This window comes from Pseudomonas sp. LBUM1656 (assembly GCF_059716065.1).
This window is the reverse complement of sequence record NZ_CP166800.1, coordinates 2,598,778-2,622,726: the sequence shown is the minus strand read 5'-3', so window position 1 is coordinate 2,622,726 and position 23,949 is coordinate 2,598,778. Positions and strand designations below refer to the sequence as shown.

General features: G+C 60.9%; 13 protein-coding genes. 6 read left to right on the top strand and 7 right to left on the bottom strand.

Features of this window, described 5'->3' with window-relative positions; translation table 11 throughout:
* Positions 1 to 292: 292 nt before the first annotated feature.
* Together ACA072_RS11900 and ACA072_RS11895 are read left to right on the top strand one after the other, a co-directional pair.
* Positions 293 to 8,956, top strand: a complete 8,664-nt coding sequence (locus ACA072_RS11900) for a GH36-type glycosyl hydrolase domain-containing protein (RefSeq protein ID WP_497624469.1) — start codon at positions 293 to 295, stop codon at positions 8,954 to 8,956.
* 75 nt (positions 8,957 to 9,031) lie between these two features.
* A complete protein-coding gene (locus ACA072_RS11895) occupies positions 9,032 to 9,757 on the top strand; it encodes a Crp/Fnr family transcriptional regulator (protein ID WP_497624468.1) in 726 nt (241 codons plus the stop codon).
* 47 nt (positions 9,758 to 9,804) lie between these two features.
* On the opposite strand, the gene ACA072_RS11890 is transcribed toward ACA072_RS11895, so the two are convergent.
* From ACA072_RS11890 to ACA072_RS11870, 5 genes are all read right to left on the bottom strand, one after another.
* Positions 9,805 to 11,124: an outer membrane protein transport protein gene (locus tag ACA072_RS11890; RefSeq protein WP_497624467.1), complete on the bottom strand. Its 1,320-nt coding sequence runs from the start codon at positions 11,122 to 11,124 to the stop codon at positions 9,805 to 9,807.
* Positions 11,125 to 11,278: 154 nt separating this feature from the next.
* On the bottom strand, positions 11,279 to 13,180 hold the full coding sequence (locus tag ACA072_RS11885) for an acyl-CoA synthetase (protein WP_497624466.1): 1,902 nt from the start codon (positions 13,178 to 13,180) through the stop codon (positions 11,279 to 11,281).
* Positions 13,180 to 14,136 carry a fumarylacetoacetate hydrolase family protein gene (locus tag ACA072_RS11880; RefSeq protein ID WP_497624465.1) on the bottom strand — a complete coding sequence of 319 codons (957 nt, stop codon included), beginning with the start codon at positions 14,134 to 14,136 and terminating at the stop codon, positions 13,180 to 13,182. Before ACA072_RS11880 ends, ACA072_RS11885 begins: the two co-directional genes overlap by 1 nt.
* A 175-nt stretch (positions 14,137 to 14,311) precedes the next feature.
* Entirely contained in the window at positions 14,312 to 15,403 is a 1,092-nt protein-coding gene (locus tag ACA072_RS11875; protein WP_497624464.1) for a VOC family protein, read from the bottom strand.
* An 87-nt stretch (positions 15,404 to 15,490) separates the two neighbouring features.
* Positions 15,491 to 16,105 carry a TetR/AcrR family transcriptional regulator gene (locus ACA072_RS11870; protein WP_497624463.1) on the bottom strand — a complete coding sequence of 205 codons (615 nt, stop codon included), beginning with the start codon at positions 16,103 to 16,105 and terminating at the stop codon, positions 15,491 to 15,493.
* Positions 16,106 to 16,126: 21 nt separating this feature from the next.
* Here ACA072_RS11870 and ACA072_RS11865 point away from each other — a divergent pair, with 21 nt between their 5' ends.
* Positions 16,127 to 16,303, top strand: coding sequence for a hypothetical protein (locus ACA072_RS11865; protein ID WP_497624462.1), 177 nt, complete (start codon positions 16,127 to 16,129; stop codon positions 16,301 to 16,303).
* 35 nt (positions 16,304 to 16,338) lie between these two features.
* Here the strand turns inward: ACA072_RS11865 and ACA072_RS11860 are convergent, their stop codons facing one another.
* Both ACA072_RS11860 and mhpA read right to left on the bottom strand, forming a co-directional pair.
* Complete coding sequence (locus ACA072_RS11860) at positions 16,339 to 16,986, bottom strand: TetR/AcrR family transcriptional regulator (protein WP_497624461.1); 648 nt, start codon at positions 16,984 to 16,986, stop codon at positions 16,339 to 16,341.
* Between the two features lie 2 nt (positions 16,987 to 16,988).
* The gene (mhpA, locus tag ACA072_RS11855; protein WP_497624460.1) at positions 16,989 to 18,647 is read right to left on the bottom strand and encodes a bifunctional 3-(3-hydroxy-phenyl)propionate/3-hydroxycinnamic acid hydroxylase MhpA; all 1,659 of its coding nucleotides are present in this window, start codon (positions 18,645 to 18,647) and stop codon (positions 16,989 to 16,991) included.
* A 366-nt stretch (positions 18,648 to 19,013) separates the two neighbouring features.
* Between mhpA and ACA072_RS11850 the strand changes: the two genes are divergently transcribed.
* The 3 genes from ACA072_RS11850 (at position 19,014) to ACA072_RS11840 (ending at position 23,920) form a co-directional block, all read left to right on the top strand.
* On the top strand, positions 19,014 to 21,911 hold the full coding sequence (locus ACA072_RS11850) for an AAA family ATPase (RefSeq protein WP_497624459.1): 2,898 nt from the start codon (positions 19,014 to 19,016) through the stop codon (positions 21,909 to 21,911).
* Between the two features lie 169 nt (positions 21,912 to 22,080).
* A complete protein-coding gene (locus ACA072_RS11845; protein WP_497624458.1) occupies positions 22,081 to 22,296 on the top strand; it encodes a hypothetical protein in 216 nt (71 codons plus the stop codon).
* Positions 22,297 to 22,414: 118 nt separating this feature from the next.
* The gene (locus ACA072_RS11840) at positions 22,415 to 23,920 is read left to right on the top strand and encodes an efflux transporter outer membrane subunit (RefSeq protein WP_497624457.1); all 1,506 of its coding nucleotides are present in this window, start codon (positions 22,415 to 22,417) and stop codon (positions 23,918 to 23,920) included.
* The last annotated feature ends 29 nt before the right edge of the window (positions 23,921 to 23,949 follow it).

Below are 23,949 nucleotides of genomic sequence, written 5' to 3'. Positions count from 1 at the left end.
GCTGACGCTGCATTCGGCAGGCGAATTTGAACGCTGCCAGCCCCTGTGAACGACGGTTACCCGGATCCGCCAGATATCGCCCAACCGCCTCCAGCAGCGCCCTGCGCCGCCCATTCGATGAGCCTCCAAAGAAGGCTGCTATGTTCGCCAGCGAACAGACGAACAGCCCTCCAGGTCTCCACACTCAAGTTGAAAAGCTACGTCCAGCAAGTGCTGCCGGTGCTGGCGCGATGCGTTGGCGCACCTATCAAAATGCACGCAATCGCATCATGCGTTTCAGGCTCAGGACCTTATGAACAGCATATGGACACGCATACAGAAGGTATTTCCCCGCTCGTCCGGCTTCTGGCGGACCCACCTGTTTCCCCAGCCCCGATTCAAATACGAGCCTATATTGCGCTCGGAGCTTTTCAGCGCCGACCAGATGGCCAGTCACGGCATCGCCCTGGCCGGGCAGCATCGCCTGACAACGCTGTCTGCACGGGACTCGATGCTGCACCGGCTCGATGATAACGAGCAGTTGCTCAAACGCAGCTGCACGGCGCTGACCAGCGCGCAATTGTCCAGCCGACGAGTGACTCCGGCAGCGGAATGGTTGCTGGATAATTACTATCTGGTCGAAGACCACATCCGCACCGCCAGGACGCACCTGCCCAAAGGCTACAGCCGTGAGTTGCCACGCCTGATCAACGGCCCATCCGCAGGACTGCCACGCGTCTATGACATAGCGCTGGAGACCATCTCCCATGGCGACGGCCGGGTCGACGAAGAGAGTCTGAGCCGCTTCATTTTTTCTTATCAGACCGTGATGCCACTGGCGCTGGGCGAACTGTGGGCGATACCGATCATGTTGCGCCTGGCGCTGATCGAAAACCTGCGGCGCGTGGCCTCGCGGGTCATGGCCAACGCCGACGAGCGCAATCTGGCCGATGACTGGGCCGAGCGCTTGATCGAAACCTCAGAACTGGACATCAAGAGCGTCGTGCTGACCGTTGCCGACATGGCCCGCTCCGCACCGCCGATGACCCCCGCCTTTGTCGCCGAATTCACCCGCCGCCTGCAGGGTCAAAACGCAGCGCTGGCCCTGGCGCTGAACTGGATCGAGCAAATGCTCGGTGAGACCGGCTCCAGCATCGAACGCCAGGTGCAGCTCGACGCGCAACAACAAGCCGCGGATCAGGTGTCCATCGGCAACAGCATCGGCAGCTTGCGTCTCTTGTCCGCCACGGACTGGCGCGAGTTTGTCGAGTCAATGAGTCACGTCGAACAGATTCTCCACGAAGACCCGGCTCAGGTTTACCGGGCGATGGATTTCAAAACCCGCGACAGCTATCGGCATGTCATTGAACGCCTTGCCCGACGAAGCCCCCAGCACTCGGAAATCCTGGTCGCTCGCGCCGCGATCAATCTCGCCGCAGCCGGAGCCGGAGCCGGAGCCGCCTCAGTCTCCTGCCCAGTGCTGGCTCACCACGTCGGGTATTACCTGATCAGCGCCGGGTTGCCGACCCTGGAGCGACGGCTCAACGCCCGTGTACCCATTCATGAGCGCTGGAAACGGCTGTTGCAGCAGTCACCGCTGGTGTTTTACCTGGCGCCGGTGGCGTTCCTGACGCTCATCTTCGCCTGGCCCCTGCTGGCCTCAGCGCAGCGCGACGGAATGCCCGATGCGGCGCTTTTGCTGATGGCGATCCCATGCCTGATCATGACCAGCCGACTGGCAATCAGCCTGATCAACTGGTTGGTGACGTTCAGCCTGTTGCCGACGACGCTGCCGAAAATGGATTTCGCCAACGGCATTCCCGATGGCGCGCGAAGTCTGGTGGTGATCCCGACGCTGATCGCCAGCCCGGCCGATGTGGACGAATTGGCGGAAGGTCTCGAAGTGCGCTTTCTCGCCAACCGCGACAGCAACCTGTATTTCGCGTTGCTCAGCGATTTCCTCGATGCGCCTGAAGAGTCTCAGCCACAAGACGCCGAACTGCTCGCACAGGCGTCTCGTGCAATCACCCTGCTCAATCAAAAATACGCGGACGAACAAGGCGACCGATTCTTTCTGCTGCATCGGCCACGTCGCTGGAACGCGAGCGAACACGTATGGATGGGCCACGAGCGCAAACGCGGCAAGCTGATCGAGCTCAATGCCCTGCTGCGCGGCAATGGGCAGGACCGTTTCAACGCCATCGTCGGCGACATCACGCCGTTGCGCGGCGTGCGTTACGTGATCACGCTGGACACCGACACCCTGCTGCCACGCGATGTCGCGCGCCAATGCGTGGCGGCAATGATGCACCCCTTGAATCGTCCGTTGTTCGACAGTGCTGGCGAGCAGATCATTTCCGGCTATGCGGTGTTGCAACCGCGAGTCGGCATCGGCCTGACCAGCGCCACGCGCTCGATCTACGCCCGGCTGTTTGGCAGTGATGCTGGAGTCGATCCCTACACCCGGACGGTGTCGGACGTTTACCAGGATCTGTTCCAGCAAGGTTCCTTCATCGGCAAGGGCATCTATGACGTCGATGCGTTCACCTGTGCACTGGAAGGCTGCTTGCCGGATAACCAGATTCTCAGCCACGACCTGATCGAGGGGTGTTATGCACGATCCGGCCTGCTCAGTGACGTGCAGGTCTACGAACAATACCCCTCGCGCTACGGTGCCGATGTCAATCGCCGGCATCGCTGGGTTCGCGGTGACTGGCAGTTGTTGCCGTGGACATTGCCCTGGGCACGCAACGCCGACGGCAAATGGGTGCGCAACAGGTTGAGCGTCATGGCCCGCTGGAAGATTCTGGATAATCTGCGACGCAGCCTGGAACCGCTGGCGCTGTTGTTGATGTTTGCATGGGGCTGGTTTGCCAGCAGTCAGCCAATGAACTGGACCCTGACAGTCATCGGGTTGATGGTGATTCAACCGTTGCTCCGGGCGGTGACCGATCTCATGCAGGCCCCCGCCGATGTGCCCTTCGGACAATACCTCAGGGCGCTGCTGGGTGATCTGGCAAACGACCTGGCCCGGGCATGCCTGACGCTCGCCTGGCTGCCCTTCGAGATGTACTACAGCGCCGACGCCATCCTGCGCTCGCTCTGGCGAATCGGCTTTAGCAGACGCCGGCTGTTGCAATGGCAGCCCTCGCGCGAGGTGGAGCGCACGACCGATAACCGCCTGTCCGGCCTCTATCGCCAGATGTGGATCGAGCCGGTATCGGCCCTGATCGCAGCGGCCCTGTTGGTGAACGATCCGCACACGCTGGCCATTGCCAGTCCGCTGCTGCTGTCGTGGCTTGCAGGCCCCTGGATCGCCTGGTGGCTCAGCTCGGCCCCCCAGCAATCGGAGTTCGCACCGTCGACGGAGGATTTGCGCTTCCTGCGGGTGCTGGCGCGCAAGACCTGGGCATTCTTCGATCAATACGTCGGGCCTCAGGATCACTGGCTACCACCGGACAACGTGCAGGAAGAACCCAGGCCTGCCATTGCCCACCGCACCTCGCCGACCAATATGGGCATGTCCTTGCTCGCCCACCTGGCCGCTCACGATTTCGGCTACTTGAGTACCGAACGGCTGCTGTCCCGGCTTGCGCCGTCGTTGGACAGCATGGAGGGTCTGGAGCGTTATCGGCAGCACTTCTATAACTGGTACGACACGCAGACCCTGGAGCCGCTGCGTCCGCATTACGTCTCCACCGTCGACAGCGGGAACCTGGCGGGCGTGCTGCTGACCTTGAGCACCGGCATTGCGCAACTTGCAGACGCCCCGATGTTCGGCCCTGTCGTGATTAAGGGCCTGCGCGATACCCTGGATATCCTTGCAGACTCCCAGCGCGCCTCGGGGGCGGATGAATACGCCCTGAATCAACTGAGAGAAGGCCTTGAACATGCCTCGCAAGTGGCGACTACCGAGGCGCTGGCAGACCTGCTACAAACGGCTCACGTCACGGCCACAAGCAAGCTAACGGACACCGATGAGGAAAGCCTCTACTGGCGAGAAGCATTTACCCGGCAATGCATCGACTGGACAGAAGAACTGCAGCGCTATCAACTCCCTGCCCCCCTGGTCACGACTGAACCTCCATGCACCTTGCGCCAGTTGGCAGGTCTGAACCCCGCCGACTGGGCCACCGACCATCATTCTCAAATCAACCGGGTCCGCAGTGACGCCGCGAAGCGAATGGACATCCTGGAGCAGTTGGCGCTATTGGCGACGTCGCTGGCGCAGATGGATTTCTCGTGGCTTTACGACAACCAGCGTGACTTGTTCGTCATCGGGTACAACGCCGAGGAGCGCAGGCTCGACACCGGTTATTACGACCTGCTGGCGTCCGAGGTGCGGCTGACCAATTTCGTGGCTATTGCGCAAGGTCAGATCCCCCAACGCGCCTGGTTCACCTTGGGAAGGCTACTGAGTGAAAACGCTGGCGTACCGACGTTGCTGTCCTGGTCGGGCTCGATGTTTGAATACCTGATGCCGATGGTGGTAATGCCCAACTATGACGGCAGCCTGCTGGACCAGACTTGCCGCGCCGCCGTGTCGGTGCAGATCGAACATGGCAACAGGCTGGGCATTCCCTGGGGCGTTTCGGAGTCGGGTTACAACACCGTCGACGCGCACTTCAATTATCAATACCGCGCCTTCGGCATTCAGGCGCTCGGGCTCCAGCGCGGGCTGAGCAATGACGTCGTGATAGCGCCCTACGCCAGCGCCCTGGCGTTAATGGTCGATGCCGATGCAGCCTGCAAAAACCTGCAACGCCTGGCCTTGCAGGGCTCTTTAGGGCGTTTCGGCCTGTATGAAGCGGTGGATTACACCGAGGCCCGGTTACCGCGCGGCCAACGCTTCGCCGTGGTCCGGTCGTTCATGGCTCACCACCAGGGCATGAGCCTGTTGGCGTTGACCAGCCGCCTGCTCGATCAACCGATGCAACGGCGATTCGAGTCCGACCCGGCGCTGCAATCAGCCCTGCTGCTGTTGCAGGAGCGGGTGCCCAAATCCGCTGCACCCTACCTGCAAACCGCACAGTCGCCAGTGCTCGGCGAAGTTGGCCAGGGCCAGGATACGGGGCTTCGGGTGTTCTCTGATCCAGGACGCAAACGCCCGGCCGTGCAGTTGCTTTCCAACGGTCGCTACCACGTCATGCTGACCAGCGGCGGCGGTGGTTACAGCCGGCACAATGAAATGGCCGTCACCCGTTGGCAGGAGGACACTTCTCAAGACAATTGGGGGATGTTCTGCTACCTGCGCGATGTCCAGACCAACACGGTCTGGTCGGCTGCGCACCAACCGACGTTGCAAAAACCTGAGAGCCACGAGGCGATCTTCTGCGATTCCCGTGCAGAGTTCCGCGCGCGCAACCTGGATTTCGACACACATCTGGAAATTGTCGTCTCGCCTGAAGACAACATCGAACTGCGCCGCCTGCATGTCACAAACCTCGCCTCATCAGCCAAAACACTGGAGATCACCACCTACGCCGAAGTTGTGCTGACATCCCCAGCCAGCGACGCGATGCACCCCGCATTCAGCAAGTTGTTCGTGCAGACCGAATTACTGCCTGCGCTCCAGGCCATTGTCTGCAGCCGCCGCCCCCGCGCCAGCGATGAACCAACGCCGTGGATGTGCCATTTGCTGGCGGCACACGGAGCGGACATCGATGCGATCTCGTACGAAACCGATCGTGCCCGGTTCATCGGCCGAGGGCGCAGCCTGGTGTCACCCGCCGCCCTGGATGCCAATTGCCAGCGATTGTCAGGCAGTTCGGGCCCGGTGCTCGATCCGGTGGTCGCGATTCGCTGCAGGATGACCCTGCAACCCGGCCAGCAGGCGACCATCGACCTGGTCACCGGCGTCGCCGACAGTCGCGACGATTGCCTCTATCTCATCAACAAATACCGCGACCGCCACCTCGCCGACCGGGTGTTCGACTTGTCTTGGACCCATAGCCAGGTGCTTTTGCGTCAGCTCAATGCCTCGTTGTCCGACGCCCGTCTGTTCGAGCAGATGGCCTCGTCGTTGCTTTATGCAAACGCCTCGATGCGCGCCGACAATGCAGTGCTGATTGCCAATCGGCGCAATCAGCCGGGACTCTGGGGCCAGGCCATTTCCGGCGACCTGCCCATCGTTTTGCTGCAAATCCAGAGCCTGGACAATATCGCCCTGGTGCAGCAGTTGATTCAAGCCCACGCCTACTGGCGGCAAAAAGGCCTGGTGGTCGATCTGTTGATCTGGAACGAAGATCAGGCGGGTTATCGCCAGCAACTGCAGGACGCGATCATGGGCCTTATCACCTCCGGCAGTGAAGCCGCTTTGCTGGATCGTCCGGGTGGGATTTTTGTACGTCCCGCGCAGCAGATGTCGACAGAAGATCGCGTGCTGGTCCTTTCGGTGGCGAGGCTGGTGCTGAGCGAAGAGCTGGGCAGCCTGGCCGAACAGATTCATCGACGCAAAGTATTGCCGACGCACGCGCCGTTTGTTGCGACCCGGCATTATCAGGCCGGACCGGCACCGGTACGACCGAACCGTCCCTCACTGCTGCTGGGCAATGGATATGGCGGTTTCAGCGACGATGGCAGTGAGTACATCGTCACCGGGCTGGCAGCCAATCCGACACCCGCGCCCTGGGTCAATGTGATAGCCAATGCACACCTCGGCACCGTGGTCTCGGAAGCCGGCGGTGCCTATACCTGGGCCGAAAACGCCCATGAATTTCGCCTGACACCCTGGCACAACGACCCGGTCACCGATCGCAGCGGCGAAGCCATTTACCTGCGCGATGAAGAGACCGGGCACTTCTGGTCGGCAGCGCCTCAGCCTTGCCCCGGGCAAGGCCCTTACCGGACCCGCCACGGTTTCGGCTATAGCGTGTTCGAGCATGAAGAAGACGGTATTCACAGCGAGCTGTGGATCTATGTGGCGCTGGATGCACCGATCAAATTCTCGCGACTGTTATTGACCAACCGCTCGGGACGCAGCCGATCATTGTCGGTCACCGGGTATGTGGAATGGGTGCTGGGCGATCTGCGCAGCAAGTCGGCGATGCATGTGGTCACCCAATCGGATCCCGCCAGCGGTGCCTTCTTCGCCCGCAACGCCTACTCGGTGGAGTTTTCCGAGCGGGTGGCCTTCTTTGACACCGACACGGTCGATCACGGTGTCAGCGGTGACCGTACTGAATTCATTGGCCGCAGTGGCACCCTGGCCTCACCCGCAGCGATGCAACATGAAGGGTTGTCCGGGCGCATGGGGGGCGGCATGGACCCTTGTGCCGCCCTGCAAGTGTCGGTTGATCTCAACGATGGCGACAGCAAGGAAGTCATCTTGCGCCTTGGGGCGGCCTCGTCCAGCAACGCCGCTACCCAGCTGGTGCAACGCTATCGGGGCAGACTGGCGGCCGCAGCAGAATTGCAAAAGGTACGGGAACACTGGCGCTCATTGCTCGAGGCCATTCGTATCGAAACGTGCGAGCCAGCGGTCAATGTCATGGTCAATGGCTGGTTGATGTATCAGGTCATCGCCTGCCGATTCCTGGCCCGAAGCGGCTACTACCAGTCAGGTGGCGCCGTCGGTTTTCGCGATCAGTTGCAGGACAGCATGGCGATGATCCATACCGATCCGGCCACAGTACGAGCGCATCTGTTGCTGTGCGCCGCCCATCAGTACGTGGAAGGCGACGTGCAACACTGGTGGCACCCGCCGATGAATCGAGGGGTCCGCACCGCCTGCTCCGACGACTTTTTGTGGCTGGTGGCCGCCACCAACCGCTATGTCGAAATGACCGCCGATGTGGGTGTACTGGAAGAGCCGGCCGGGTACCTGGAAGGACGCTTACTGGCGGCTGGCGAAGAGTCTTACTATGACCTCCCCGGCGTATCGCACCTGCGGGAATCCCTTTACCAACACTGCGTGCGCGCCATCGAACATAGCCTGCGCCGCGGTGTTCACGGGCTGCCGCTGATGGGCTCGGGGGACTGGAACGACGGCATGAATCGCGTTGGCCACCTGGGTGCAGGAGAAAGTGTCTGGCTGGGCTTCTTCAGCTATCAGGTGCTGGAGCAATTTGCGGTGACCGCCCGCCTGCACGGTGATCACGCATTCGCCCGGCGCTGCAGCGACAGCGCGGTGACCTTGCAACGCAACCTCGATCAATGTGCCTGGGACGGCGCCTGGTATCGCCGTGCCTGGTTCGATGACGGGCAAGTGCTCGGCTCGGCGAGCAATGAAGAATGTCGCATCGATTCCATCGCTCAAAGCTGGTCAGTGCTGTCAGGGGCCGGGCCTGCCGACCGCCAGATCAAGGCCATGCAATCCCTGGATGAGCATCTGATCAAGCGTGGCATCCGCGCCGTACTGCTGTTTGATCCACCGTTCGACAAAGGCACCCTGGACCCGGGCTATATCAAGGGCTACGTGCCTGGTGTGCGCGAGAACGGAGGTCAGTACACCCATGCCGCCGTCTGGGCGGGCATGGCGTTGGCGCAGTTGGGTGAAGCCGGCAAAGCGTGGGAACTGCTGAACCTGATCAACCCTGCCGCCCCCGCCAACAACGCTCGAATCGACACCTACAAGGTCGAGCCCTATGTCATGGCCGCAGACGTCTACGGCGCCGGTCCCCATGCCGGGCGCGGTGGCTGGACCTGGTACACCGGTTCCGCCGGCTGGATGTACCGGCTGATTGTCGAGTCATTGCTGGGCGTACAACGCAGCGGCCGTACGCTCATGATCGAACCGTTGATACCCGCCCACTGGCCGGGTTTCATCTTGCACTACCGCTTCGGCAGCACCCTCTACCACTTTGATGTGCGTCAAGGCAGTTCGGCCTTCACCTCGATGACCCTCGACGGCCAGCCATTGACTGACGCCGCGCTGACACTGGATGACGACGGCCTGGAGCGCTGGGTTCAAGTCGATTGTCGCGCCCGATCCCCCAGGCCTCAGGCACTGGAATACGAGCACACCGCCGATGAATAGACATTGACCTTCCGCCAGGCGCGCATGGGAGTACCCTGAGTCGGCACGCCCCTGTTCCGTTACGGATGCCCTGACATGCCTGCTTCTCCCAAGCCAACCGACAATCATCTCCTTGCAGCGCTGCCGGCCGACGACCTCCAGCGCCTTGTTCCGCACCTGGAGCAGGTCAGCCTGGCGCTGGGCGATGTGCTCTATGAACCGGGAGACACCTTGCGGCACGTTTACTTTCCGACGGACGCCATCGTGTCCCTGTTGCATGTCACGGAAAACGGCTCTTCAGCAGAGATTGCCGTGGTCGGAAACGAGGGTCTGATCGGTATTGCGTTGTTCATGGGCGGCGAAAGCACGTCCAGCCGGGCGGTGGTGCAAAGTGCCGGAACCGCATTTCGTCTACCCGGGCAAAAACTCAAGAAAGAGTTCAACCGTCATGGCGACCTGCTCCTGTTGATGCTGCGTTACACCCAGGCGCTGATCACACAGATGTCACAAACCGCCCTGTGCAACCGCCATCATTCGATCGATCAGCAATTGTGTCGATGGCTGCTGCTGTCCCTGGATCGCCTGCACGGCAATCGCCTGAACATGACCCAGGAGCTGATCTCCAACATGCTGGGTGTGCGCCGCGAAGGCGTCACCGAAGCAGCCGGCAAACTGCAGCGCCAAGGCGTCATCGAGTACAGCCGAGGCCAGATCACCGTACTGGATCGAGCGCGCCTCGAACGACTGAGCTGCGAGTGCTACCTGGTGGTCAAGACCGAAACCGATCGACTGTTGCATTACACCCGCCGTCAGGACGAGTGATGCGTTCAGACTGATTGCCAACTGCAATACCGACTCCTGTCAGCGGTTCAATACCGATAAGTTGCCTGCACTGAAATACCATTCGCACTGTTTTCATAGTTGGCGCTGTATTCCGGTTGCAGACCGGAGTCGTTCGACTGCTTTACCGAGACTTTGGAATCCCAGAGATAACCATAAGCAAAGTCAATCGTCAGATCGGGGTTCGGCGAGTAAGCGCCGCCCAGGGTCACGGCCTGGCGATTACCGACCGGAATGCGCACGCTGCGATCGGCATTTCTGATCGGCGACGGATCATAAGCGTAGCCTGCGCGCAGCAGCCATTGCTGGTTCAATTGATAGGATGCGCCCACCGCGGTGGACCACGTGTCGCGCCAGTTCATTTCTTCAGTGACACGGCCCAGGCCTGCAGCCTGGCCCAGGGGGGAAAGACCGCTGTTGATGGCCTCGACCTGCTGGATCCGGCTCCAACGTGTCCAGGTAGTCCCCAGGTAACCGGTCCAGCGACTGTTGAATCGATGGGTGATGGACGTATCTACTGATTCGGGCATGGTCAGATCCAGCTTGGCGTCGTAACTTCCGTCCAGCGGGATAGCGCTCGGAGAACCGGAAACATCGGTATGCCCCTTGAGGTGATAGTCCACCTTCGAGTGATAGGTAATCCCCCAGCTCGTTGCCTCACTGAAATCGACCAACAGGCCGACGTTGTAGCCAATCGCCGTGTCATCGCCTTTGATGGTGACCAGAGTGTCCTGACCGTTGTTCAAGGCACCGGTGGCCAGGTAGTTCTGAAGCTTTGCATTGAAACGGTTCAGGGTCGGCCCGCCACCAATGGACACGTAATCATTGATCCGCCAGGCAAGGGTGGGCTGAAGGGTTATCTCCTTGGTGGTGCTGTAGGAACCATGGTAGCGCCCTTGAAAAGAGCCCTCGTAATCGTTGATCAGGCCACTCGGGGCATAGAGGCCCAGCCCCATCGAAAAACGGTCATCAAGGGGCGTCGACATATAGGCAAAGGGCACGACACCCAAAGGGACCGAATCCCCTTTGTTGGTGCCTGCTGCATTGCTTTGCGCATCACTGATGTTGTCACTCACCGACACGAGCGCGGCCCCGCCGGAAATCTCGCTGCGTTTCAACTTGGTCAGACCGGCAGGGTTTCCATAAATAGTGCTGGCATCCAGCGCCGAAGACGACCTGCCCGCATACGCCGTTCCCGCACTGCTTGCACTTTGTTCGTTAAGGGCAATGCCATTGGCGCTTGCAACGGCAGAGGCGCCAAGCAGTGCCATGGCACTGGCGAACTTGATCCAGACAACGCACTTTCGCAGAGTAAAGAGACACGGGTTCACACGGCTTTTGAGTTTCATTTTCCACCTCTGGTTTATTGTTTTTATTGATTTCACGCAGGCAAGGCTTCGCCGTCCTGTGCACTTTTCAGTGCCGGTTGGCGTTGATCGACGTTGTGTAAAAGGCCCTGGTTAAACCGCGCCAGGGCTTGATGGCCGGACTCGAGTCAGGGACTCAACCAAGCCACTCGATTTGAAAGCTGTAGCGCCCCAGAAGCGGAGCCAGTAGTCCCTGGCCAGTTCCGGCCCGGATGCAGGCGACATGCCCACGGCGATTGTCCTGCACGACCTCGACAGCAATGTCCAAAAGCCCCAGGCGCCCTGCTTCCTGCCGGACGACTCTGGCAATCTCGCGGCGCTGCAAGGCGGGTTTGAATAGCTTGCCGACGGCAGTCAGTGGCAACGCTTCAAGGATTTCAATGCGCTTGGGAACGGCTGCCCGCTCGCTGATGTGCAGATGCGCGAATGCCTCAAGTTCTTCGGCGTTGCACTCTTGCCCGGGGCGCAGCTGAACGTAGGCTACCGGCACTTCGCCCGAGTAGGCATCGGGGCTGCCGATCGCAGCGGCCAGGGCGACGGCGGGATGCGCCTGCAGAGCCTCTTCGATTTGCTTGGGATCGATGTTATGACCGCCGCGGATGATCAACTCCTTCTTGCGACCGGTCAGCCAGAAGTAACCCTGCGTATCCTGACGCCCCAAGTCGCCCGTATTCAGCCAGCGCTGACCTTCGATATCGATCCAGAGGCCGTGGTTATGACGCTCCTCCAGATAGCCTTCGAAGAGGTTCGGACCACTGATCGTGATGAGGCCGATCTCATCCACGTCGGCGTCGCGCAGGTACGCTCCCGCATCGTCGACCAACACCGCGCGCATCTTCTGGTAGGCGATCCGTATCCCGATGGAGCCGATACAGCGCTCGCCATGGGGCGGATTGATTGAGGAAACGCAGGCGCCCTCAGTCAGGCCGTAACCCTCCAGGATCTTTACCCCGGTCCGGCGCTCGAACTCGCGGAAAAGCTCGGCCGGCATGGGCGCGGCGCCACACATTGCAAAGCGAAGACTGGAGAGGTCGCGGCCCTGCCATTCGTTTTGCAGCAGTGCGGCATAGACAGTCGGCACGCCGGAAAAGAGGTTGATGCCGAAGTGCTCGACCATCTCCCAGAAACGTGGGATCACCCCCTCGCCACGGTACCCGTGAGGCGTTCCGAGGATCACATGGTCGCCTTGAGTCCACGGCATCAACCCGGTCACCATTTGTCCATTGACATGAAACAGCGGCAGGCCACAAAAGATCACCTGTCCACCACTGCGTGGCTGCAAGTGAGCGGCCACGGCCCATGCATTGAAGACTTCCGAGCCGTGGGTACGCGCGGCGATCTTGGGCAGCCCGGTGGTGCCGCCCGTACAGATATAGGAGGAGCACTCATCCGGGCGGATTTGCCGACCGCTCTTCAGATGGGTGTGCGGCTGAGTGTTCATCAGCGATTGCCAATCGTGAATCTCGATATCGCGGTGCTGGCCTCGCTCCATCAGTGCCGCGGCTTTCAGGGCACCACGCACCGGCTCGGGGGCATAGGGTTCCATGCTGACCCAGACCACCTGCCTGACCGTGGGTAGCTGATGCAGCTGCGATGCCAGTTTGGGCCACAGATCGCTGCCCGGCGTCGGCGCGAGCGTCACCACCACGGAGGCCTTCGCGGCATTGAGCAAGCTCGCGATCTGCGTGGCCTCGAGCAGCGGATTGATCGCCATGACGATGCCGGCCGCCTCCCCGCCCCAAATCGTGAAATGGGTTTCCGGCAGATTGGGCAGGATGAAGGCCAGCACCTCACCCGATGTTATGCCCAGGTCATGGAAGGCATTGGCCGCGCGGGTGATCTCCGCGAAGAGCCGGGAGTAATCCCACTCAAAGGTGTGTTTAAAATCCGCAGCATCAGCGAAGAAGCTCAGCGCCGGTGCCTGCGGGTTGCTCTCGGCCGTCTGGCGCAGCGCTTCATATGTGCTGGAAGCCAGGCCGAGCTCCGACAAGGGGACTCGTTCGAGACGTTCGATGTCGCTCAGGGTCTGCACCACCATCAGGCTTCCTCCACGACGCGGTTGCGTTGCACGCCGAGGTCGACCACGCCATCGGCGCTGCGAATGCGCGCCTCGACCACGTCACCGGCCTTGAGATACTGCGTCCGGCCCTCTTGCGCCTTGAGGAAAAGTTTCCACTTGGTAGCTTCTGGCATCAGGGCAGCAATGCGCTGTTTGGCAGGCGAAGGAATCGTCAGAGCGCAGCCTGCAGGCGTACCGGTTGCAATCAGGTCGCCGATATCGAGATCTTGCACGGACGAGAGTTCGGTAAGGGTTTCAGCGGGGCCGTAAACCAGGTTGGCCGTGCTGTCGTTCTGTCGCACCTGGTCGTTGACGGTCAGGCGCAGTTGCAATGCCTTGAGGTAGTGCATGTCCTTGGCGTCCAGCAGACAGAGGTACGGACCGACCGGGCCAAAAGTGCGGAAGCTCTTGCCCTTGTAGAACTGCATCTGCGGAATCTGCACGTCTCGCGCCGAGTAGTCGTTGACAATGACGACACCGGCAATGAACTCATGCAGATTGGCGTCGGTGACAGCCACAGCGCCGGTGATCGCGCGTTTCATCACCAGCCCCAGTTCAATTTCGTAGTCGAGGAAGCGCACCGTGCGCGGCTTGATCAGGTCGCTGTCAGCCGCCACCAGGCAACTGGTCGCCTTGGTGAAGATCATGTTGAATTTCTTCGCGTCCGGGTCCATGCCTGACTCGATCATGTGCTGACGGTAATTGGCGCCCTGGCAGACGAACTGCTGGTTACGGGTCACCGGCGACAGCAGCTTCACGTCGCCCTGGGCAAGTTCAGTACCTTTCAATTGAACGAGGTCATCGATACTGTTCTGGCGAATGAAATCACCGGTGGTTTCAAAAACACCGGGGACAACGGTGATACGGCCCTGGCGAAGCACGCCCCAGTGGATACCGTTCTCAAATTCAAAGCGGACGACGTGTACAGCAGACATTGAAGGTACTCCTGGAGCGGCGTTTGTCCCGAGCTCGGCGGCGCGGGAACTGTGGTGTTGTTCTGAAACGGGGCCGGCAACGGTGTAGACCCACGCACCGCCAGCAATCAAAGCGCCGGCTTTAAGCACGTCCCGCCGGCGAAACCGGGTTGAGTTATTCGACATGGCGGCAGCTCTACCCGAACATCCGCATGAGGGTCATCAACTTGCGAAGGGTCAAATCGGGGCTGCGTCGCAGGTTGCGGATCAGCGCACGCAGATTGGCCAGGCTGATCTTGGGTTTGGTAAAACTCTTGGGCATGCGCTGCCCCCACTGGGCCATGGCCTCAGGGCTTACCGGATGAATGCCCGTCGGCCGAGTGGCCGTGAAAAGATCCCCGTCGCAGTAATGCTCGTGCTTGTCGCCCCATGGGTCTTGCCAGTAATCGAAGATCTGACTGCCCAGAATGTGCCGGCCGATACCCCATGAGTGTTGCCAACCGCGCTCGCGCAGAACGCGCTGGCCCATGCCCACCGCGTCTGCATCGACGACTTCATAGGCGCTATGGCTGTAGGTGGCCATGAACCCTTGCGCAATCGCGAGCGTATGGTGATCCGCAGGACTGTCACCGAGATCTAGGCGCATGAAAGTGACGATAGGCGTACCGTCGGGAAGCACCTGCACATCGCTGGGAATAAACCCGAAATGCTCCGTATACCAGGCGCAGGTCGCCTGGTAGTCGGCCACTTCAATGACGATGTGACCGAGTCTGAGAACTTCAGGGGGAGCAATCGGTGGCCGCTGCGTGGCGTTGATTCGCGACTGCTCGTGCGCCAGATTCCAGTTCAAAGGAGCTCTATGTGCCAGAAGCTTGCCTGGGGTCTGGTCGCAGACGGCTTCCACAATGAAACCGGAAGGATCGGTCAGCCGGACGGAAAACCCTTTCCCAGGATGCTCCGACTTTTCTACCGATGACGCTCCTGGAATGAGCGCGAGCTTTTCCAGATCCTCCAGCGACGGCACTGCAAGCCCAAAGCCGATAAAGCGTGCCTGTTCTGCGCGATGGACACGGTAACAATATGAAGTGGCGTCGGTGGCCCGCAAATAGAGCGTGTCGGCGTCCTGCCGACTGACTGTCAGGCCGAAGTCGGTCAGGAACCGCGCCGCCTCATTCAAGTCCGGCCGTTGAAAGATCAGGTGAGTCAGATCCTGGGCCTTCACGGTCGGTTGCGGATGCCGGGAGGGTTGCGGTGTCGCCAACCGGTGCAACTGGTTTATGTCATTCATTGTTCTTGTTTTCCGGTTTTTTCAAGGCAAAGCAGTCCCGACCCCCTGAAAAAACAGGGGTGTTTTCTGGTTGAATCAGTTAGGGGCTCAGCCCAGAGACGGAAGCGCCGGCAACTCTGTAGTCGCCATCGCACGCGCCTCATCCGGCGGCACACCCAATGCGCGCAGCACCAGCTCGGCGGTGTCAGAACCCGATTCGCGCCACGTCCGGTGGCCTTCCAGCACCAGGAAAATCGAGCCCAGTACGCTGCTCGATATCATCGTCAGCACTGAGAGCAACTGCGCCTGCTCAAACGTATAGCGCCCGGTGGAAAGCCCGCTCAGAAGGTCCGTGGTCGCCTGGCTGCTGAACATTTCGCGCAACGACGCATTGCTCATGGCGAACTTGTGGATGAATGCCCCCCACTGGGAGTCCTCGTGCGCTCGACGGATGAAGAATCGAATGCCATTGGCCAGGCGCTGCGCCGGATCGGTGAGGGAATCGAAGCTCTTGTTGACGCGCTCATGCATCTCCCTCGCCAGTTGGCCAGCGACGGCTTCGAACAGGCTTTCCATGCTGTCGATGTTGCTATAGACGGTTCCACGCGCCACGCCGGCCTCTTGTGCGAGGTCGAGAATGTTCACTTGTGAGGTGCCTCTTTCAGCGAACAGCCGAAAGGCGGCTTGATGAATACGGCGCTGTGTTGGATTCAGGGATTCCACGGTGCTCTCCAGGATTACCTTGTGACCCCTATTGAACACGCGTGTTCAGTTGACGTCAACAACGTTTTGGCGCTGCAGCACGTCCAACTCAAAGAAAACCGTTATATGCCAATGGAACCGGATGGATACGACCAGGCCGCCGGCAGGTTTTACCCTGAAAAAAATGAACACGCGCGCTCAGCTGCACCGTATCTCTGATAGGTGATCCCTTCGGTTTGCTGAATCTCATCAGATCAGACGGGTAGAGGCTTACCAGCAATTTTCCGGGCTTTGGCGGGTGTTACGCCCAGTGCCTGGAGGGTCATTTCCGCGACCCGCACATCGTGCTGCGCGCCCGCACGCCCTTCGACAACCGAGCGCATTGCTCCGGTTGTGCACGACAAGACGATGTCCAGGGCGACCCCTTCGTCCACGTAAGCAAACGTGCCTGCACGCAGTCCTTCACGCAGATCGCCCAGTACATGTCCAGCCAGACGCGAGCGCATGGCCTGATCGAAATGGATAATGCGCAGCAGCGCATTCGCCCATTGGTGGTCGGCCGCGGCCCGACACACAAACATGCGCACACCGATCGAAAGCCGCTGTGCGCCACAGTGCACGTCCCTGCTCGTGGCGGAAATGGCATCGGAGAACTCGGCGGCCATGGCAATGCCCACCGCCTCCAGCACTTCGTCGCGAGTGCGAAAATAGTTGTAGATGGTGCCGTTGGATACCGCGGCTTCCGCAGCCACCTCAAGCAGTGCGATCTCCCCCACTTCCTTACGTGCGATAAGGCGCAATGCCGCGTCCATCAGGCCGCGACGGGTGCGTTCACGTTTCTTGTGGCCTCTCGTGAGAGGTTCTGGCGCAGCAGCTTCTAAAGGAAGAATGGGGGAAGGCATGATCAAGCTCGCAATCTAGTGGACTCATTGATGGTAATGGAAACGCTGTCAGCAGTGGCGTCTTCGCTACCCAGCAGGCTCCTGCAATCTTGAAGCAGACTGCCCGCCTCTGTGCCTGAGGCGTGATGCATGATGATCCGGTCGGGACGAACCGCGACCAGCGTTCCTTTGGGAGCCAGTGGCAGGATGTCATGGTTCATGTCTTCGATGAAGTCACAGCTGCCGCCGGAGCGCTGGCCGCGTGCTCTGACCTCTAAAAAGCGGCCTCCCATTTTTTCCCAGGCAATGATCTGATCAGGGGTCAGCAGTGATAACGGGTCTACACCGAATCCAACCAGGGTCAGGTTGTCTCCCAGCGCATCGTCGCTCAGCTTGATCTGCTTTTGCAGGGTGCGAATCCAGGCTTGGGGAAACAGGCTGCCACGCACCAGTTTGTCGCCCCGCCGATGCCGCACGAACAGGCCATGCTTGAAGGTGTTCTTCGGCTTGATGTCCAACTGCTCGAAGTACCCCCTGGTCGCGGGAGTCAACGCCAGCGTGCGCATCAGGCCGTGGATGAAGAACGCTGCAATCTTGTTCTTGGGCATCACCAGGCGACCCATGAGTTTCGCCAGATTAATCATCGCCTGGGCATGCGGGCGGCGCTCTACGTCATAGGTATCAAGTATTGCAGAGCCGGCATGGCCGCGAAGAACCCAAGCCAGTTTCCAGGCAAGGTTGGCGCCATCTCGCAGCCCCGCTACCAGGCCCTGCCCGACAAATGGAGGGGTGATGTGCGCGGCGTCGCCGGCGAGAAAGACGCGCCCCTTGCTGAATCGGTTGCAGCAGCGTGCGTGGAATCGATACACCGCTTTGCGCTCGATTTCCAGCTCCTGCGGGTTGATCCATGGCGCGATAAGCCGGGCGATGCTTTCCGGGCTTTCCAGCGCTTCCCTGCATTCACCGGGTTGCAGCATGAACTCCCAACGCTCCCTGCCGCCAGGAGCCGGCATGTGCGGCGTTGGGCGCTGCGGGTTACAGATAAACTCAATGTGATCAATCGCTGACTTATGCCGGTTTTTGACATCGACAATCAGCCAATCCTCCGCGTAGGTCTGCCCATCGAACTCCTGGCCAATCAGCGCTCTTACCCTGGAGCTCGCACCATCTGCACCGATCAGGTACTGGGCGCGAATGGAATGCGACTGTCCATTTTCATCCCGTACAGTGGCGACCACGCAATCCGCTTCCTCAACAAGACTTTCAAGCTCGAAGCCACCCAGGCTGGTTACGGACTTCAGCCGCGCCACCTGGCCGCGCATCGCTCGTTCGAGGTCGGGTTGATAGAACGTCACAAGCTTGGGATGGCCGTCGATACACCCCTGCGTATTGGCTCGACCGAATTGCCCGAGGACCGGGGAGTGCATCTTCACTTCAGGGATTACGATCTTCTCGAAAGCGTCTTCCGACAGACCGGCGAGTTGCAGGATGCGCAGCGCTTCGTTGTCCAGGGCAATGGCACGAGGCATCAGTACGATGTCATGGACCTTGTCCAGTACCAGGGTCGTGACCCCATAGCGGCCGAGCAGCGCCGCAATTGTCGCACCTACCGGTCCAAAACCGATAACCAGCACGTCGACGGCGGCGGGAGGCAATTCGCAAACTTTCTTGTTGTTGTTCATCTCGAGCCCTTGTTGTGATTGAAGTCGTGAGACACGAGGTCTCATCGTCAGGCAAGGTGAAGGTATTCAATATTGAGATATATTTCAATATTGATGTTGTTGTCATTGTTTTTTTGGGATCATGGTCAAGTCGCGATGGGCCAAGGGAGGAGCCGAAGTGCGCGGCGTGAACCGAGTTTGCGCGTGTGCCAAGTTTCCGACCGGCGACGCTTGGCTTCAGAACCGATCAGCGCTGTCATTGGCGTAATGCCTCAAGACTGCCGAGGCTGGTCGAAAGGACCAGGAAGTCGGGCACACCGGTTTTCTGTATCGAACCCATGCGAAGATTCGCAACGCAAACCATGTTTTAATCTTCAGGAATCAACCGTGGCACGTCCGCAGCTCCATCCAGATCCAGTCTTGCTCTGCTTCTTCGAATTCGAGCTCGACGAGACCAACGCCTGTTTGTCACGTCACGGCCAAGCGGTGGCGTTGGCACCGACACCCTTCACGTTGTTATGTGCGCTTGCACGCCAGCCAGGGTCGCTGGTGACCAAGGATGCGTTGCTCGATGCCGTGTGGGGGCATCGGTTCGTCAGCGATTCGGTCCTGAAAACAGCCATCAGCGATCTGCGCAAAGTGCTGGGCGACGACCCCAGGCAGCCTCGCTTCATCGAGACGGTGTCGCGGCGCGGCTATCGCTTCATCGCCCCACCCTCCTCCGCACTTTCGATACCGCCTGCACCCGCTACGGTTGTAGCGGCCGACACACCTCCGTCACCCTCATTCATTGGTCGCACCGACGAGGTTTCCAGGCTGCAACGCGCCTGGGAACGGGCGAATGGCGGACAGCGCGCAGTGGTCTGGCTCGCCGGAGAGCCGGGGATTGGCAAGACGACCCTGATCGAATATTTCCTCGCTAACCTTGGCGATATCACCTGCGCACGCGGCCATTGCGTTGAGCACTTTGGCGCCGGCGAACCGTATCTGCCGGTGCTGGAGGCGTTAGCCGATCTGTGCCGCAGCGACCCCACCCTGCCGGCGCTGATGCGCGCCGTGGCACCGACCTGGCTGCTGCAACTCCCGTGGCTGAGTACCGCTCAGGAGAAAGACGCATTGCGGCGTGAGCTTGCTGGCGTCGGCCCGGATCGCATGCTGAGGGAAATGGGTGAATTACTCGACCGCTACACAGAGCAGCGCCCGCTAATGCTGGTGACCGAAGACCTGCATTGGAGCGATCGGGCAACGGTTCAGCTTATCGACTATGTGGCGCGGCGACGTGGCCGCGCGCGGCTTATGTGGTTGTCGAGCTTCCGCCTTGCCGAGGTTGTAGCACTCGAGCATCCGCTCAACTCGTTGCGCCATGAACTGCGCCTGCAGCGCTTGTGCGAGGAAGTGGTGCTCGACCCGTTTTCGGAAACCGAAGTCGCCGACTATGTGGCGCTGCGTTCAATCCCGCTGGCACGCAATGAAGCCTTCGTGCGCGCCCTGCACGAGCGGACCGATGGTGTGCCCTTGTTTGTTTCGTCCATCACCCGTGAAGTGATGGGCCCGAAGGACGACAAAGCCACCATCGAGGCTCGGCTTGCGGATCTGGCGGTTCCCGAAAACCTTGCTGCCATCATTGATCACTACATCGCAAGGCTGGGTCCGGAGCAACGCACCCTCCTTTCGGCAGCCGCAGTGTGCGGGGTCGAATTCCGGGTTGAGACGATTTCGCTGGCCCTTGAACACGACTTCTCTTCGGTCGCCGGCGCGTGTGAGGAGCTGATGCGCGAGCAGGTCTGGCTCACACAGCCCCGAGTAACCAAGGTTGACGAGACGATAGAGCAACCCTACTCGTTCCGGCATGCCCTCTTTCGCCAGGTGCTGTATGAACGCACACCACGTTCATTGCGCACTCATCTTCATCGCCAGGTCGGCGCTGCACTCGAACGCGAGCGCACGACCGGCGTGCCGGTTGCTGCCTCGGAATTGGCGATGCACTTCGACCGCGCCCGCCTGCCGATGATCGCACTGCGTTACTACGCCGAGGCCGCAGAAGCCGCGCTACTGCACTTCAGCCCGGACTTGTGCATAGGCCTCACTGAGCGCGCCTTGGTCTTGCTCATGCAGGCACCTGAAGGAACGGAGCGCAACGCCCTCGAAATGACCCTGTCTACGCTGCAGGGGGTTTCGGCATTCCACCTGTTCGGTGTCGGCAGCGAAGCCAGGAGCGCTTTCGAACGTGCATACACGCTACTGGCGGATGTACCTGAACACCCCATGCGTGGTCGCCTGCTGCACGGATTCGGCTATCTGCTGGGTCTGCGCGGCGACTACGCGTTGGCGCTCGAGGTGGCGGAGCGTGCCGAAGCCCTCTCCTCAGATGCAAATGATCAAGAGCTCATGCTGGCGGCGTGCATCGTCCAGGGCGAGGTGCATCATATGCAGGGACACACGCAAACGACCCGCCATTGGTTAGAGCGCGCCCTCGCGATCGCCGAGCCGCTGGACATCGGGGCGAACGAGGTCTTTGCGACTGATCCTCAGGTCATGTTGCACGGCATGCTGGCCATAGAACTGGTGCGCTCTGGCCTGCATGAGCAAGCCCGGGTCCACCTGCAGCAGGCACGAGTACGTGCGCAGACGTTGCGCCAGCCCATGACCTGGCTGGTCGCCGCCTGGCAGGAGGTGTTGATCGAAGTGAGATTGGGAAACCACGTGCGTGTGGCTGCGTTGGCCGACGACATGCAGGCGCTGGTCGATGAATATTCACTAGCACTCGGGCGTACGGCTTGCCGCTGGTGGCACGGCTGGGCCGACGCGCGTAACGGTACGCCGCGTGAGGGCTACCGTCGCATCAGTGAGGCCTATGAAGAACACACCGGGCTTGGAATGCGCTCCGGTGCCAGCGAGGTGCTCGGCTACGCCACCGAGGCGCTGCTGCTCGCAGGTGATTGCAACGCAGCGCACGTCGAGCTGCGGGAAGCATTTCGGGTGGGCGAGGAACTGGGCGAGCGCGTCTACCTGCCGCAGCTATTGCTGCTGGAGGCAGCAATTTCGCGAGCGCAGGGGCGGCCCGACGCCGGCATCGCTGCGGTGCGGCGTGCGGTTGAAGAGGCTCGCGCCCAGGAAGCACCGTGGCTGGAGCTGCAAGCGCTGGTCGAACTGTGCGAGCACCCTGACGCTAGGGCCGAGGACCTACAGGCATTGGCCACGCTGGTTGACCAGTCGCCGGAAACTGACGGAACCGAGCTGGCGAAACGCGCGCGCTCGCTGATTCACGCAGCACAGTCGACGTGAAGAGTTAAGGGCGAAAAATTGTGGGAGCGAGCTTGCTCCCACAGGGGGCTGCGGTGTTCAAGGCCTTAACTTACGGTGCTGTCCCGACCGAAGCCTGACCTTTCGCTTACGACTTGACCCAGGGGGGCGGCTTACGCTGTCGTCGAACTTTCTTGCCCCCTGGTCTGCGATGATCCTGAACCCTGAATCCAAATACCCGAGCCGCCGCTCGTACGTAGTGAAGCTGCGTAGCGACGCCGCACCGGGGGCCCTGGCGGGCCGTCTCGAAAACCTGGTCACTGGACGACAGCACGAGTTTTCGTCCGCCGAGGAGCTGTTGGAGTCGATTGCATTGGACCTCGCGTTGGCAACTGGCGAGCACACGGCCGATGCCGGCGGCGAGTGACGCCTCCACCCCGAATCAGCGCTCGATATGGCGACCGAACAGCGACCCTTCGCTGACGACTTCGCGCACACCGGGCCCTACGCTGATGCCACCTCGAATCTTCACGAGTCCCTATCCGATGCCGCGACTTCCAACTTTCCATCTATTGACCCGCAACGGGCAGACGCCCCTGCAATATGCCGAACGCGTGGTCAGCATCGTCATGGGCGCAGCGCTCGCCGCGTCTGTTGCCCTGGTCTTGACCGGTTGCTCCACGGAGGTGCTCACGCCCTCGGTAGAACTGCCGAACAACTTCTCCACGAGCACGGCCTCCGAAATGGAACCCGAGGCGGCATGGTGGGAAGTTTACCACGACCCGGTGCTGACGGAGCTGGTGCGCCGGGCTGCGCGCGAGAATCGCGACGTCAAGATTGCCGCCGAGCGCCTGCAAGCCGCGCGTGCCGGTGAAACGGTCAGCCGTTCATGGCTGTTCCCGAGTGTCGGCGCATCCGCCTCCGGCAGCGATCGCAGTAGCGGCTACAACTCGGCCACGAAACAGGGTTATCCGGATACCAAGACCACCAGTGCGGGCCTGGACGTCTCGTGGGAGCTCGACCTGAGCGGCCGTCTGCGCGCCGGCGCAGCGGCGGCCGACGCCGATGCGCTGGCCACGGAGCACAGCATGCGCGGCGTACGCCTGATGGTGATGAGCGATGTCGTCAGCAACTACTTCACACTGGTCGGCGCGCAACGCCAGGTCTCGACGCTGCGTGCCATCTCGGCGATGCAGGACGAGACGCTGCGTCTGGTCGTGGCGCGCCAGCAGGCGGGGCTGGCATCCGCCTTCGACGTCGAACGCGCGCAGACCGATGCCTTGTCGGCGCGGGCGCAGATTCCGCCGCTGGAAACGCAGGTGGCTGTGTCGCGCCATCGTATCGCGGTGCTGATTGCCGACCAGTCCTTCAATACCGCGAACATCCAGACTTCGATCAGCGACGTGACAGTGGTGCCCGAGGCCAAACCGGGCCAGCCCGCCGAGCTGCTGCAACGCCGACCTGACGTACTGGCGCTGATGGCGCAACTCGATGCAGCCAATGCGCGCCGCAAGCAGGCAGCGGCCGAGTGGTTTCCGCGACTGTTCCTCGATGCCTCCTTCGGCCGCCAGGGCTTGAGCCTGAACGGCGCCGATCTCGGCGTTGCACGCTTCACCAATGTGGCGGGCCTGCTGGCGATGCCGCTCTTCAACGCCGGGCGCACGCAAGCCATCAACGATGCTGCCGAGAGCGCTCAAAAAGAGGCGCTGCTGCGCGCCGAAGACGGCATCGTACGGGCACTCGAGGATGTGGAGAACGCCCTTGTCACGCTGGCGCAGGAGCGGCGCCGCGCCGGGTCGCTGCAATTGGCCGCCGCGTCCGCCGAGGCTGCGCAGAACCGCGCCCAATCGCTCTATAACCGCGGGCAGATCGACCTGTTGCCACTGCTGGATTCACAGCGGGCGCGCCTGGCGGCACGCCTGAACTCCAATGAAAGCAACACCCGCCTGCTGATCGATAGCGTGCAGCTCTACAAGGCACTGGGCGGAGGTTGGCAAGTGTTCGAACAACCCGCCACGCCCACCGCAGCCGACCGGCCACCACTTTCCTGAGAATTTTCGTTTTACAAAGAGGAACCGCC

Coding starts and splice junctions, on each gene's coding strand:
- ACA072_RS11900 (WP_497624469.1), top strand. CDS start 293: ATGAACAGCATATGGACACGCATACAGAAGGTATTTCCCCGCTCGTCC.
- ACA072_RS11895 (WP_497624468.1), top strand. CDS start 9,032: ATGCCTGCTTCTCCCAAGCCAACCGACAATCATCTCCTTGCAGCGCTG.
- ACA072_RS11890 (WP_497624467.1), bottom strand. CDS start 11,124: ATGAAACTCAAAAGCCGTGTGAACCCGTGTCTCTTTACTCTGCGAAAG.
- ACA072_RS11885 (WP_497624466.1), bottom strand. CDS start 13,180: ATGGTGGTGCAGACCCTGAGCGACATCGAACGTCTCGAACGAGTCCCC.
- ACA072_RS11880 (WP_497624465.1), bottom strand. CDS start 14,136: ATGTCTGCTGTACACGTCGTCCGCTTTGAATTTGAGAACGGTATCCAC.
- ACA072_RS11875 (WP_497624464.1), bottom strand. CDS start 15,403: ATGAATGACATAAACCAGTTGCACCGGTTGGCGACACCGCAACCCTCC.
- ACA072_RS11860 (WP_497624461.1), bottom strand. CDS start 16,986: ATGCCTTCCCCCATTCTTCCTTTAGAAGCTGCTGCGCCAGAACCTCTC.
- mhpA (WP_497624460.1), bottom strand. CDS start 18,647: ATGAACAACAACAAGAAAGTTTGCGAATTGCCTCCCGCCGCCGTCGAC.
- ACA072_RS11845 (WP_497624458.1), top strand. CDS start 22,081: ATGATCCTGAACCCTGAATCCAAATACCCGAGCCGCCGCTCGTACGTA.
- ACA072_RS11840 (WP_497624457.1), top strand. CDS start 22,415: ATGCCGCGACTTCCAACTTTCCATCTATTGACCCGCAACGGGCAGACG.